Annotated in this window: 10 protein-coding genes; 6 read left to right on the top strand and 4 right to left on the bottom strand. The window is 71.5% G+C overall.

The features are described 5' to 3' along the window. Window positions 1-44 precede the first annotated feature (44 nt). A complete protein-coding gene (locus tag IO20_RS0106555) occupies window positions 45-635 on the bottom strand; it encodes a TetR/AcrR family transcriptional regulator (RefSeq protein WP_030550350.1) in 591 nt (196 codons plus the stop codon). A gap of 44 nt (window positions 636-679) precedes the next feature. Beyond that, entirely contained in the window at window positions 680-1,714 is a 1,035-nt protein-coding gene (locus IO20_RS0106550; protein WP_030550348.1) for an aldo/keto reductase, read from the bottom strand. 211 nt (window positions 1,715-1,925) lie between these two features. Between IO20_RS0106550 and IO20_RS0106545 the strand changes: the two genes are divergently transcribed. Continuing rightward, window positions 1,926-2,141, top strand: a complete 216-nt coding sequence (locus IO20_RS0106545; protein ID WP_030550346.1) for a DUF6243 family protein — start codon at window positions 1,926-1,928, stop codon at window positions 2,139-2,141. 60 nt (window positions 2,142-2,201) lie between these two features. On the opposite strand, the gene IO20_RS0106540 is transcribed toward IO20_RS0106545, so the two are convergent. Further along, window positions 2,202-3,602, bottom strand: coding sequence for an MFS transporter (locus IO20_RS0106540; protein ID WP_030550344.1), 1,401 nt, complete (start codon window positions 3,600-3,602; stop codon window positions 2,202-2,204). 160 nt (window positions 3,603-3,762) lie between these two features. Between IO20_RS0106540 and IO20_RS0106535 the strand changes: the two genes are divergently transcribed. The 4 genes from IO20_RS0106535 to IO20_RS0106520 all read left to right on the top strand — a co-directional run bounded on the left by IO20_RS0106535 (window position 3,763) and on the right by IO20_RS0106520 (window position 10,553). After that, a complete protein-coding gene (locus IO20_RS0106535) occupies window positions 3,763-4,626 on the top strand; it encodes an MmyB family transcriptional regulator (protein ID WP_106978594.1) in 864 nt (287 codons plus the stop codon). 63 nt (window positions 4,627-4,689) lie between these two features. Beyond that, window positions 4,690-5,826: a tRNA dihydrouridine synthase DusB gene (gene dusB / locus IO20_RS0106530; RefSeq protein ID WP_037634784.1), complete on the top strand. Its 1,137-nt coding sequence runs from the start codon at window positions 4,690-4,692 to the stop codon at window positions 5,824-5,826. Window positions 5,827-6,182: 356 nt separating this feature from the next. Continuing rightward, window positions 6,183-8,894, top strand: coding sequence for a pyruvate, phosphate dikinase (gene ppdK / locus IO20_RS0106525; protein ID WP_030550338.1), 2,712 nt, complete (start codon window positions 6,183-6,185; stop codon window positions 8,892-8,894). Between the two features lie 624 nt (window positions 8,895-9,518). Further along, window positions 9,519-10,553: an ArsR/SmtB family transcription factor gene (locus IO20_RS0106520; protein WP_030550336.1), complete on the top strand. Its 1,035-nt coding sequence runs from the start codon at window positions 9,519-9,521 to the stop codon at window positions 10,551-10,553. Here the strand turns inward: IO20_RS0106520 and IO20_RS0106515 are convergent. Next, entirely contained in the window at window positions 10,523-11,683 is a 1,161-nt protein-coding gene (locus IO20_RS0106515; RefSeq protein WP_030550334.1) for an alkaline phosphatase PhoX, read from the bottom strand. The two genes, IO20_RS0106520 and IO20_RS0106515, sit on opposite strands and share 31 nt — an antisense overlap. 206 nt (window positions 11,684-11,889) lie before the next feature. Here IO20_RS0106515 and IO20_RS0106510 point away from each other — a divergent pair, with 206 nt between their 5' ends. Next, a complete protein-coding gene (locus IO20_RS0106510; protein ID WP_030550333.1) occupies window positions 11,890-12,936 on the top strand; it encodes a hypothetical protein in 1,047 nt (348 codons plus the stop codon). The last annotated feature ends 66 nt before the right edge of the window (window positions 12,937-13,002 follow it).

Raw genomic sequence — 13,002 nt, 5'->3', positions numbered from 1 at the left:
AAGCCCCCGGTTCCTTTCGGAGCCGGGGGCTTTCCCGTACGAGGTCAGGGCCGCAGCGCGCGCTGCACCAGGGAGACGACCGCCGCGAACGCGTCCCCGATGTCCGGGGCGGACCAGTCGCCGGCGTGCGCCGGGTCGTGGAAGCGGTCCGTGGCGTCGAAGACCGCGCGGGCCGTCGTCGCGAAGTCCCGCTCCGGGGCGGCGAACACGCCCTCCCGGTGCCCGTCCTCGACGATCCGGGCGATCTGGCCCACGAGATGGTCCACGTGCCGGTCGACCACCGCGCTGTTCTCGCCGATGAGGACCTGGAAGGTGGCCATCAGCTCCGGGTCGCCGCCCGCCTTGTGGCGCTTGAGCCCGAAGAGGGCGGTCAGCCAGCCGGTGAGCCGCTCGGCGGCGGGACCCGGCTCCTCCGCGTACGGGCGGAGCTCCACGACCGTCCGCTCCAGCCACCGCTCCGTGACCGCCTCGCGCAGCGCCGCCTTCGTACGGAAGTGGCGGTAGACGCTGCCGTGGCTGACGCCGAGCACCCGGGCCACGTCCACGACGGTCGCCTTCGCCGGGCCGTAACGACGCAGCACCTCCTCGGTTGCTTCGAGGATGCGCTCTGCGGTCAGGGTCTCGGTGGCGGCCATGGAATGACAGTACTTGTTAGCCGTGGAGGCCTGGCGGCGGCCGGTCAGTGCTCGCTGTCCAGGTGTGCCATCTGCGCCGCCGGGTAGCGCTCGCCGGCCGCCGCGCCGGCCGGGACGGCCTCCTCGATCGCGGCCAGGTCGGCGGCGTCGAGCGTGACGTCGAGGGCGCCGAGCGCCTCCGCGAGCCGGTCCCTGCGCCGGGCGCCGACCAGCGGGACGATGTCCACGCCCTGCCGTCCCGCCTGCGCGAGGACCCAGGCGACGGCGGTCTGCGCCACCGAGACGCCCTTCGCGTCGGCGAGCGCCCGCAGCCGGTCCACCAGGTCCAGGTTCCGCTGGAGGTTCTCGCCCTGGAAGCGCGGGCTCATGCCGCGGAAGTCGCCGGGTGCCAGCTCCCGGTCCCGGGTGAAGTGACCGCTGATCAGACCGCGGGACAGGACTCCGTACGCCGTGATCCCGATGCCGAGCTCGCGCGCGGCCGGGAGGATCTTCTCCTCGATGGACCGGGAGATCAGCGAGTACTCGATCTGGAGGTCCGCGATCGGGGCCACGGCCGCCGCCCGGCGCAGGGTGTCCGCGCCGACCTCGGAGAGGCCGATGTGCCGTACGTGGCCCGCCTCGACCAGCTCGGCGATGGCGCCGACGGTCTCCTCGATCGGCACGTCGGGGTCGACGCGGGCGATCCGGTAGATGTCGATGTGGTCGGTGCCGAGCCGCTGGAGCGAGTACGCCGCGAAGTTCTTCACGGCGGCCGGGCGGCCGTCGTAGCCGGTGAACCCGCCCTCGACCGTGCGAAGCGCACCGAACTTGACGCTGGTCAGCGCCTGCTCGCGGGCGGCGGCGGGCGCGGTGCGGAGCGCCTCGGCGATCAGCAGCTCGTTGTGGCCCATGCCGTAGAAGTCGCCCGTGTCGAGCAGGGTGACGCCCGCGTCCAGGGCGGCGTGGAGGGTCGCGATCGACTCGGCGCGGTCGCTCTCGCCGTACAGCGCGGACATGCCCATGCAGCCGAGGCCGAGGGCGGAGACGCGGGGGCCGGTGGTGCCGAGGGGGCGGGTGGGAATGCGCGGGGTGTGGGTCATGGCTCAAGAGTGACATGACCGATGACAGATTTCAATATTTGTCATTCCGTGAGGGGTGGGGGGTGGGGGTGGCCGGGAAATGTGGTGCTCGGCCTCCCGCGGCCGAGGTACCGTCACCGACATGTCTTCGTTCTTCCAGATCTACGAGTGAGCGCCCAGCCCAGCTGATCGAGCTCGACCACCGCCCACCTCACTGCACGGGAGAACCCCCATGGCCAAGCGCAACAACCTCCTCGGCGTCGGCGGACAGCGCAAGAAGCTGTCCCGCGACGAACAGCACGGCGGCGTCCAGAGCGCCGGTGCCGCCCGTCGCACGGCCGACGAGCAGAAGCAGGAGCTCCTGAAGAAGATGCGCGAACGCGCTCAGGGCACCGAGAACGCCGAGAACGTCGAGAACGCCGGGACCGGCGAGGCCGCTCAGAAGTAGCTTCACCTGTACGACGGAGGGCCCGGGGCGCGCGCCGCCCCGGGCCCTCCGTCGTGTCCGCTACCCCACCGTCCTCGGCAGCCGCAGCGACAGCGCCGCCGTGAGCAGGACAAGCGCCAACTGGACCAGGAGCGTCACCGTCAGGGCCGTGCCCGAGCCGACGGACGATGCCAGGCTCAGGAACAGCGAGCCGAGCGTCGCGACGCCGAGGGCCAGGGCGGACTGCTGGGTCGTCACCAGGACGCCGCTGCCCACGCCCGACCGCTCCGGCGGGACCTCGGAGAGCACCACTCGGAAGAGCACCGGCAGCTGGAGGCCCTGGCCGAGCCCCGCGACGGCCATCCCCGGCAGCAGCAGCCAGACCGAGAGGTCCGGCCAGGCGCGCCAGACGGTCACGGCGAGCAGTCCGATGCCGAGGGCCTGCACCACGCCGCCCGCCGTCACCACCCGCGTACCCCACCGCCGTACGAGCCGGGGACCCGCGAGCGAGGCCGCGAAGAACGCCACCGCCATCGGGGCGAGCGCCAGGCCCGAGACCACCGCGCCGAGCCCCAGGCCCTGCTGGAGCGCCACCGCGATCACGAACACGAAGCCGCCGAAGCCCATCGAGAGCGGCAGGATCAGCACGAGCCCGCGCCGCAGCGGGACCAGGCCGAGCAGGCTCGGGGGGACCAGGGGAGTACGCCCCGCGCGGTCCGCCCGCAGCTCCACCCGCCAGAACGCCCACACGGCGACCGGGAACACGGCCAGGGCGATCCAGGTCCACAGCGGCCAGCCGGCCGCCCTGCCCTCCGTCAGCGGGGCGAGCAGGGTGAGCAGCGCGGCGCCGAGCAGCAGGGTGCCCGGCACGTCCACGGGGGCCGGGCGCTCGGACCGGGTCTCCGGGACGGTGCGCAGGGCGAGGACCAGGCCCGCCACCGTCACCGGCACGTTCACCAGGAACACCGCCCGCCAGCCGGAGCCCGCGAGATCGGCGGCGACGAGCACCCCGCCCAGGATCTGGCCCACCATCATCGAGAGGCCCACGGTCGCCCCGTACAGACTGAGCGCCCTCGCCCGCCGCGGGCCCGACGTCGAGGAGTGGATGGTCGCGAGGACCTGCGGGAGCATCAGGGCCGCCGCGGCGCCCTGGGCCACCCGCGCCCCGACCAGGGTCCAGGCGCCGGGCGCGAGACCGCAGGCGAGGGAGGTCAGGCCGAAGGCCGCCATGCCGGCGAGGAAGAGCCGGCGGCGGCCGAAGAGGTCGCCCAGCCGCCCGCCGAGGACGAGCAGCACGGCGTACGACAGTCCGTACCCGGCGACGACGAGTTCGAGCAGGGCCGGTCCCGCGGCGAGGTCGTGGTCGATGGACGGCAGGGCGACGTTGACGACGGAGAAGTCGATCAGGGGGAGCGAGGCGCCGAGGAGCACGGTGAACAGACCGAGCCGGCCGAGGGCGGGCGTGGTGACGTGGCCGTCCAGGGCGGTCGTGCGGGCCGGAGAAAGCGGTGCGGGAGTCGGAGTCGTGGTCACCCCCTGACCATCCGCCGCCACTCAGCCTGGTACCAGAGTGTCTTTATCCTGGTACAACCACCACCTGGCAACGGCCTGAGGGCCCCGGCACCCTGGAGACGTGACGACGATGACGACGGCCGCCCCCGGCACCCGGCGGCACGAGCTCGCCGCCTTCCTCCGCAGCCGCCGCGAGCGCATCACGCCCGAACAGGTCGGCCTGCCGAGAGGGCGTCGCCGCCGCACCCCCGGACTGCGCCGCGAGGAGGTCGCCCAGCTCTCCGCCGTCGGCGTCACCTGGTACACCTGGCTCGAACAGGCCCGGGACATCCAGGTCTCCCCGCAGGTCCTCGACGCCCTCGCCGACGCCCTGCTCCTCGACCCGACCGAGCGGAGCCACCTCTTCGCCCTCGCGGGACAGGCCGACCCGCGCCCCGGCGCCGTCTCCCCGGCCGTGACCCCGGCCCTGCGGGCGCTCCTGGAGCAGCTGGAGCCCGTCCCCGCCGCCGTCCAGAACAGCCGCTTCGACTTCCTCGCCCACAACCGGACCTTCGGGCGGCTCTTCTGCGACCTGGACGCCCTGCCCCGCGAGGACCGCAACTCCCTCTGGCTGGCCTTCACGAACGACGACTTCCGGACGGCGGCCACCGATCTGCCGGAGCTCCTGCCCCTGCTCGCGGGGAAGCTCAGGGCCTCCATGGCCGAGCACCTGGCGGAGCCCGCCTGGAAGGCGCTGGTACGGCGGCTCGAAGAGGCCTCGCCGGAGTTCCGGGAGATCTGGGCCCGGCATGACGTGGTCGCCCCCGGCGGGCGCACCAAGGTCGTCCGCAACGCCCACGTGGGCCTGCTCCGGTTCGAGCACACCAACCTCTGGCTCGGCCCGACCCCCGGGCCGCACCTCGTCACCTACGTCCCGCTCGACGACGAGACCAGGGCCGGTGTCGAGCGGCTCCTCGGCATCGTGGTCCGCGAGCGGGCGGGGGTACGGCTGTGAGCTCGGCCATGCGCGGACGGTACGGCTGACGGAAGGCGGCCGGGGTGCGGGACAATGGGGTCCATGACCGCGTTCACCCCTCTTGCCATCGGGCCGCACATCGTGCAGCCGCCGGTGGTGCTCGCCCCCATGGCCGGCATCACCAACGCCCCCTTCCGTACCCTCTGCCGCGAGTTCTCCGGCGGCAAGGGGCTGTTCGTGAGCGAGATGATCACGACGCGCGCCCTGGTCGAGCGCAACGAGAAGACGATGCAGCTGATCCGCTTCGACGCGACGGAGCAGCCGCGCTCGATCCAGCTGTACGGGGTCGACCCCGTGACGGTGGGCAAGGCCGTGCGGATGATCGTCGAGGAGGACCTGGCCGATCACATCGACCTGAACTTCGGCTGCCCCGTCCCCAAGGTGACCCGGAAGGGCGGCGGCTCGGCCCTGCCCTACAAGCGGCCGCTGCTGCGCGCGATCCTGCACGAGGCCGTGACGGGCGCTGGCGACCTGCCGGTCACGATGAAGATGCGCAAGGGCATCGACGACGACCACATCACGTACCTCGACGCGGGCCGGATCGCGGTCGAGGAGGGCGTCACGGCGATCGCCCTGCACGGGCGGACCGCCGCCCAGCACTACGGGGGCACCGCCGACTGGGACGCCATCGCGCGCCTCAAGGAGCACGTGCCCGAGATCCCGGTCCTCGGCAACGGCGACATCTGGTCGGCCGACGACGCCCTGCGGATGATGCGGGAGACGGGCTGCGACGGCGTGGTCGTCGGGCGCGGCTGCCTGGGCCGGCCGTGGCTCTTCTCCGACCTGGTGGCGGGCTTCGAGGGCACGGGTACGTACGCGCAGCCGGGGCTGCGGGAGGTCGCGGACGCGATGGTGCGGCACGCGCGGCTGCTCGGCGAGTGGCTGGGCGACGAGGCACGCGGTGTCATCGACTTCCGCAAGCATGTCGCCTGGTACCTGAAGGGCTTCTCGGTGGGTTCCGAGATGCGCAAGAAGCTGGCGATCACCTCGTCCCTGGACGAACTGCGCGCTCAGTTGAGCGAGCTGGACCTGGACCAGCCGTGGCCGGTGGGCGCGGACGGTCCCCGGGGCCGTACGTCCGGAAACAACCGAGTCGTCCTGCCGGATGGCTGGTTGAAGGACCCCTATGACTGTGCCGGCGTGAGCGAGGACGCCGAGCTGGACACGTCCGGCGGCTGAGATGAGGGCATTCCTGGGGAGTGATCCTCGCCACCCCTGAGGGGGGTGCCGCTCACATGAGCAGGTTACGGCCGACTGCACCGCCTGAAGGGGTGGCACTGGGTGCCACCCCTTTTGCGTTCAAGACTTGAACGCAAATGCACGAATGCGCGCTCACGTGAGCGATGAAATACTGGTTTGGGTCAAGGAGCCTTCGGGCCGTGAAAGCGGAAGCTTCTGCTCGGTAACTTTCGAAGTGCTGGCGGACGGGTGGTTAAGACCGGGTGTCCGCTAGGCGTACCTCCCCAGAAGCCTTCGATCTGGGTATGTTCCTCGCCGTCAGGGCAGCCAACCGAGTCATCGAGGAGTCGGGACCCGTGTCGGAAAACAATGATCAGAAGTTCGTGTACGACTTCACCGAGGGCAACAGGGACCTGAAGGACCTGCTCGGTGGCAAGGGCGCGAACCTGGCCGAGATGACCAACCTCGGTCTCCCGGTCCCCCCCGGCTTCACGATCACCACCGAGGCGTGCAAGGTCTACCTCGAGAGCGGTTCGGAGCCTGTCGCGCTCCGCGACGAGGTGTCCGCCCACCTCGACGCCCTCGAGCAGAAGATGGGCAAGAAGCTCGGCCAGGCCGACGACCCGCTGCTGGTCTCGGTCCGTTCCGGAGCCAAGTTCTCCATGCCGGGCATGATGGACACGGTCCTCAACATCGGCCTCTCCGACGAGTCCGTCGTGGGCCTCGCCCGCCAGGCGGACAACGAGCGCTTCGCCTGGGACTCGTACCGCCGGCTCATCCAGATGTTCGGCAAGACCGTCCTCGGCGTCGACGGCGAGCTCTTCGAGGAGGCCCTCGACGAGGCCAAGGCCGCGAAGAAGGTCGCCAGCGACACCGACCTGGACGCCGCCGACCTGAAGAAGGTCGTCAAGCACTTCAAGAAGATCGTCAAGGCCCAGACCGGCCGCGACTTCCCGCAGGACCCGCGCGAGCAGATGGACCTCGCCATCGAGGCCGTCTTCAACTCCTGGAACACGGACCGCGCCAAGCTGTACCGCCGCCAGGAGCGCATCCCGGGCGACCTCGGCACCGCCGTCAACGTCTGCTCGATGGTCTTCGGCAACCTCGGCCCGGACTCCGGCACCGGTGTCGCCTTCACCCGCGACCCCGCCTCCGGCCACCAGGGCGTCTACGGCGACTACCTGCAGAACGCGCAGGGCGAGGACGTCGTCGCCGGTATCCGCAACACCGTGCCGCTGGCCGACCTCGAGTCGATCGACAAGACGTCGTACGACCAGCTGATGCACATCATGGAGACCCTTGAGACCCACTACAAGGACCTCTGCGACATCGAGTTCACCATCGAGCGCGGTCAGCTCTGGATGCTCCAGACGCGCGTCGGCAAGCGCACCGCCGGTGCCGCCTTCCGCATCGCGACCCAGCTCGTGGACCAGGGTCTGATCGACGAGGCCGAGGCGCTCCAGCGCGTCACCGGCGCCCAGCTCGCCCAGCTGATGTTCCCGAAGTTCGACGAGGACGCGAAGGTCGACCAGATCGGGCGCGGCATCGCCGCCTCCCCGGGCGCCGCCGTCGGCAAGGCCGTCTTCGACTCGTACACCGCCGTCAAGTGGTCCCGGTCCGGCGAGAAGGTCATCCTGATCCGCCGCGAGACCAACCCGGACGACCTGGACGGCATGATCGCCGCCGAGGGCATCCTCACCTCGCGCGGCGGCAAGACCTCGCACGCCGCCGTCGTCGCCCGCGGCATGGGCAAGACCTGTGTCTGCGGCGCCGAGGAGCTCGAGGTCGACACCAAGCGCCGCCGGATGACCACCTCCGACGGCCAGGTCGTCGAGGAGGGTGACGTCGTCTCCATCGACGGCTCCACCGGCAAGGTCTACCTCGGTGAGGTACCCGTCGTACCGTCCCCGGTCGTCGAGTACTTCGAGGGCCGGATGCACGCCGGCGCCGACGACGCCGACGAGCTCGTCGCCGCCGTCCACCGGATCATGGCCTACGCGGACCGCGTCCGCCGCCTCCGGGTCCGCGCGAACGCCGACAACGCCGAGGACGCGCTGCGCGCCCGCCGCTTCGGCGCCCAGGGCATCGGCCTGTGCCGCACCGAGCACATGTTCCTCGGCGAGCGCCGCCAGTACGTCGAGCGGCTGATCCTCGCGGACACGGACGCCGAGCGCGACCAGGCCCTCGAAGCCCTGCTGCCGCTCCAGCAGACGGACTTCGTCGAGCTCTTCGAGGCCATGGACGGGCTGCCCGTCACGGTCCGGCTGCTCGACCCGCCGCTGCACGAGTTCCTGCCCGACATCACCGAGCTGTCGGTGCGCGTCGCCCTCGCGGAGTCCCGCAAGGAGCCGCACGAGAACGACCTGCGCCTGCTCCAGGCCGTGCACCGGCTGCACGAGCAGAACCCGATGCTGGGTCTGCGCGGCGTCCGCCTCGGTCTGGTCATCCCCGGCCTGTTCACCATGCAGGTCCGGGCGATCGCCGAGGCCGCGGCCCAGCGCATCGACGCCAAGGGCGACCCGCGCGTCGAGATCATGATCCCGCTCGTCGGCACCGTCCAGGAGCTGGAGATCGTCCGCGAGGAGGCCGAGACGGTCATCGCCGAGGTCCAGGCCCGCACGGGCGTCGAGCTCAAGCTCGCGCTCGGCACCATGATCGAGCTGCCGCGCGCCGCCGTGACCGCCGGTCAGATCGCCGAGGCCGCGGAGTTCTTCTCCTTCGGCACCAACGACCTGACGCAGACGGTGTGGGGCTTCTCCCGCGACGACGTGGAGGCCTCGTTCTTCACCGCGTACCTGGAGAAGGGCATCTTCGGCGTCAGCCCCTTCGAGACCATCGACAAGGACGGTGTCGGCGCCCTGGTGCGCAGCGCCGTCCAGGCCGGCCGGGCCACCCGCCCCGACATCAAGCTCGGTGTCTGCGGCGAGCACGGCGGCGACCCGGAGTCGGTGCACTTCTTCCACGAGGTGGGTCTCGACTACGTCTCCTGCTCGCCCTTCCGGATTCCGGTGGCGCGGCTCGAGGCGGGCCGCGCGGCCGCCGAGTCCAAGGGCAGCGACAGCCGCTGAGCCCTGCTGACCCCCGGTTCAGGAGTGGCGGTCGGGCCCTCCTGAACCGGGATCCAGGTACGGCCGCCGGATCCTGCTGAACCCCCGTTCAGCAGCGGATTCACCGGAACCCCCGGGGTCGCCGCCGGTCAGCTTTCCACCCTCACCGGCGGGCGGCGGCTCCGGATTCACAGGAGACGGGACGGACACCTTTGTGCGGAGGTGTCCGTCCCGTCGTTTTTCACCCTGAACGCGGCCGCTCATTCGCGTGATCGTCGGCCAGATGTGAGTTCGTGTTCAATTACGGCCGATTGAATTATTGGCCGTTGAACTTTTCCGTTTACCCGCCGCAAAGAACGGGGCGGGCGCGACCCCCGGATCCCCACCCGGAGGCCGCGCCCTTTACCGATGTCGGGCAGGTGAGCCGCAACCCTCGCCGACCGCCGCCGGACGGGCAAAGCCCCCCACGGTCTTCACCACGTCACCTCGGTCCTGAAGGTTTCCTGCCCGACCCGTACAGCTTTTCGGTTCCGGGCCGATCGCCGCGATGCTTTTCAACTGTGGCTGAAACACCCTGGTAACGTGCAGTGATGCTGTGCATACTCGTCGTCGGGGGTGGTTGCGAGTGCACAGGTGGGGACGTTCATGCTGCGGATTCATTTCACAGGAAACGACTTGGCGGGGGTGCGTACGGCCGCCCGGCCGGATGTTCTGTGGGAAACGATTCTGAGCTTTCACCGTTTAAGAGACCGGCGCGGCCACGTCGTCTTCGGAGAATGGCGCTCCGAAGCCCGGATGCGGCTCGGCGGTGAGACCCGGCTCCTCGCCGCGCTCGTTCCGAGCCGCGGCTATTTTCCCGACTTCCTGACGCCGGCCGAGGGCGTCCAGGGGCTCGACGAGGGCCTCCAGGCGATCCGCGCCACCGACCCCGGGCGGCTGCGCGCCGAGCTGTCGCTGCTCGCCGCGGACCGCTCGGGGGCCCGGACCGTACCCCACTCGCTCCGTGCCCTCGCCGACGGCGGCGCGGAGCCCTTCGACCGGCTCGTGGGGGCCCTGCGGAGCTACCACCGGGCGGCCGTCGAGCCGTACTGGCCGCACATCAGGGCCCGGGTCGAGGCCGACCGCGCCCGGCGCGGGCGCGCCCTCCTGGACGGCGGCGCCGACGAACTCCTCGCCTCGCTGCCGCCGATGCTGCGCTGGCGCGCGCCCGTCCTGGAGGCCGACTACCCGGTCGACCGGGACGTCCACCTCGACGGGCGTGGACTGCTGCTCCAGCCCTCGTACTTCTGCCGGGGGACCCCGGTCGTACTGCGCGATCCCGCGCTGCCGCCCGTCCTCGTCTACCCCGTCACCCACGGCGAGGCGCCGACCGTCCGCGCGCCGGGCGGCTCCTCGCTCGCCAAGCTGGTCGGTCAGACCCGCTCGGCCGTCCTGCACGCCATCGGCGACGGCGGGACGACCAGCGAGCTGGCCCGCAGGGCCGGGGTGTCGCTCGCCTCGGCGAGCCAGCACGCGGGCGTGCTGCGCGAGGCCGGGCTCATCGCGACCCTCCGCCACGGCAACGCGGTCCTGCACACCCTGACGCCGTTGGGCGCCGCCCTGCTCGGCGGCGCCCAACGGACGGTGGAACCGGGGTGCTACGCGCGGAGCTACGCGCGGAACGGGCCGGTCACCTCGTAGGTGATGCCGCCGGAGGAGCTGCCGCTCGTGCCCCGCTGGCTGGAGAAGTACAGCCGCTTGCCGTCGGGGGAGAAGGCGGGGCCGCAGATCTCGGAGGAGGACTGGCCGTTGATCCGCAGGAAGGGCGCCACGACGTCGTCCGGGGTGATGACGCAGATCTCCATGTTGCCGCCGTCCTCGGCGACGAAGAGGTCACCGGAGGAGGAGCCGGTGACGTTGTCGACACCCGTGAGCGGGGCGCCGCCGCCGGAGACCAGCGAGTCGTCGTAGGCCAGTTCGTAGGTGCTGTTCGCCAGGTTGAGCTGCCACAGCCGGTTGTCGCCCTTGGTGGTGAACCAGACGGTGTCGTTGGCGTAGTGGCAGCCCTCGCCGCCGTTGAACTTCTTGGCGGCCGAGACCTGGTAGCGGGTGGCGGTGGGGGAGCCGTCCACGTCGGGCACGTTCTGCCAGGTGAACGAGCCGGAGGTGGCGGTCCCGGCCACGAGCACCTGGAGGGTGCCGGCGGAGAGGTTGCCCCAGGTGGACGGCACGAAGCGGTAGAGGCAGCCGTCGGACTTGTCCTCGGTCAGGTAGATCACCCGGCGGACCGGGTCGGCGGCCGTCGCCTCGTGGTTGAAGCGGCCCATCGCGGGCCGGCGCACGGCGGCGTTCACACCCCACGGGTCGGTCTCGTAGACGTAGCCCGTGTCGACCTCCTCGCAGGACAGCCAGGTGTTCCACGGGGTGGCGCCGCCCGCGCAGTTGCGGTTGGTGTTGGAGAGGATGCGGTACGCCGAGGTGACGGTGCCCGAGGAGTTGAACTTCACCGCGCTCGCGCCGCCGGTGCTGGAGATCTCCGAGTTGGAGACGTAGATCCAGCCGGTGCCGTCGGCGAAACAGGCGCCGCCGTCGGGGGCGTTGTGCCAGGTGTACGAGGTGCCGGCCACGGTCTGGCCGGACCGGGCGATGATCCGGCTGGTGAAACCGGCGGGCAGCTGGATGCCGTTGGCGTTCGCGGCGCCGAGCGCCCCGTACGGGCCCGCGCCCGGCTGGGCGGGGGCCGCGTAGGCGGCGCCGTGCATCAGGGTGCCGCCGAAGGCCGCCGCCGACGTGCCGATGACCGCTCCACGCAGGAAACTGCGTCGCTCCACGTCTCACTCCAGAGAAGGGTGGTGAACCGCCCCGCCAGGCCGGTCGGCGGCGGGGTCGCGCGCTTCCGGAACTTAGGAGTACGGAGTTGACTGTGCATCAACAAGCGGTGAAGGGGAAGCGGCGGGCACCGGGAGCTTGGGAGCCGGGGGCGAGAAGCGCCGGAACCGGGGCCGCCGGTGTCGGTGCGGGGCGCTAGGTTCCCGCCATGAACGTCGACGCACGCCTGCTCGATTCGGTCGCGCTCCCGGGAGCGCGCGAACTGGTCTGTGGCCTGCCTTTCGAGCGCCGTGGGGCCGGTTGCGGCAGGGCCCTGTTCCTGCACGGAGCGGAACTCGAGGTCCACGACCTCGGGGCCCTGTTCGCCGGTGACCGGGCGCCGGCCGCCGTCTTCCCGCTGCCGTGGCCAGGCTGGGGCGGGGGAGCCCACTCGGTGGCCCCGGACGGCACCTTCGCCGCCTTCTCCGGACAGAGGTCGGTGCGCGCCGTGGACGCCGACGGCGCTACGCGGTGGACGTACGGGCACGCCTGCTGGGACCAGCTGGTCGGCCACCCGCACACCGGCGACGAGCGACAGGTCTGCACGGGGAGCGAGTCCGGCTCCTGCCGGGTCTCCGACGACGGACGGTACGTGTGGGCCCATGTCGTCCTGGAGGCGGGCGACGACCCGGACGACTACCAGGAGGGCTGGGTCGTCCTCGACGCCCGGGACGGCCGCGAGCTGGCCCGGCTTCCCCTGCCGGACAGCGTGGCCTCCGGCTCGTGGCACCTCAGCCACCCCGACGGCGTGCACATGGGCCTCTGCGTCGGCATGGGACAGGACGGCGTCCTCGTGTACTGGGGACGCCGGGACGGGCGGGAGCTGACCGTCCACCACGAGCTGAACGACGGCCTCGACCGCATCCTGTACGACGTCCACCCGGACCACCCCGGATTCCTGACCCTGGAGCACAACGGCAACGACCTCCAGCTGCACGCCCTCGACGGCACGGTCCTCGCGGAGAACGACGAGCTGCGGTGGGACCACTCCTGCGGTTTCCTCGACGGCGACACCGTCATGGCCACCAGCGACGTCGGGTACGGCGCAGACCCCGGGGAACAGGCCACCTGGCTCCTCGCGGCCCGCACCCTGGAGACGCGCGGACGCGTCCGCTACCCCGGGGGCGCGACCGACGGCCCGGTCCGCCCCCTCGGCGACGGCAGCTGGCTCACGTACGACGCCACGACGGACACCGTCCACCGCTGGACGGTCTGAGGCCTCTGCGGCGCCCCGGAGGACCTTCGTCACTTGGGTGTGCGGGGGCCTCCGGGGACACTGGGG

The organism is Streptomyces exfoliatus, from assembly GCF_000725545.1.
Classification (GTDB): Bacteria; Actinomycetota; Actinomycetes; order Streptomycetales; family Streptomycetaceae; genus Streptomyces; species Streptomyces exfoliatus.
This window is presented reverse-complemented; position numbering and strand designations above follow the sequence as displayed.

Bases quoted from the DNA above. Each gene is read 5' to 3' on its own strand.
- IO20_RS0106555 (WP_030550350.1), bottom strand. From the start codon at position 635: ATGGCCGCCACCGAGACCCTGACCGCAGAGCGCATCCTCGAAGCAACC.
- IO20_RS0106550 (WP_030550348.1), bottom strand. From the start codon at position 1,714: ATGACCCACACCCCGCGCATTCCCACCCGCCCCCTCGGCACCACCGGC.
- IO20_RS0106520 (WP_030550336.1), top strand. From the start codon at position 9,519: ATGCTGCGGATTCATTTCACAGGAAACGACTTGGCGGGGGTGCGTACG.
- dusB (WP_037634784.1), top strand. From the start codon at position 4,690: ATGACCGCGTTCACCCCTCTTGCCATCGGGCCGCACATCGTGCAGCCG.
- IO20_RS0106535 (WP_106978594.1), top strand. From the start codon at position 3,763: ATGACGACGGCCGCCCCCGGCACCCGGCGGCACGAGCTCGCCGCCTTC.
- IO20_RS0106510 (WP_030550333.1), top strand. From the start codon at position 11,890: ATGAACGTCGACGCACGCCTGCTCGATTCGGTCGCGCTCCCGGGAGCG.
- IO20_RS0106545 (WP_030550346.1), top strand. From the start codon at position 1,926: ATGGCCAAGCGCAACAACCTCCTCGGCGTCGGCGGACAGCGCAAGAAG.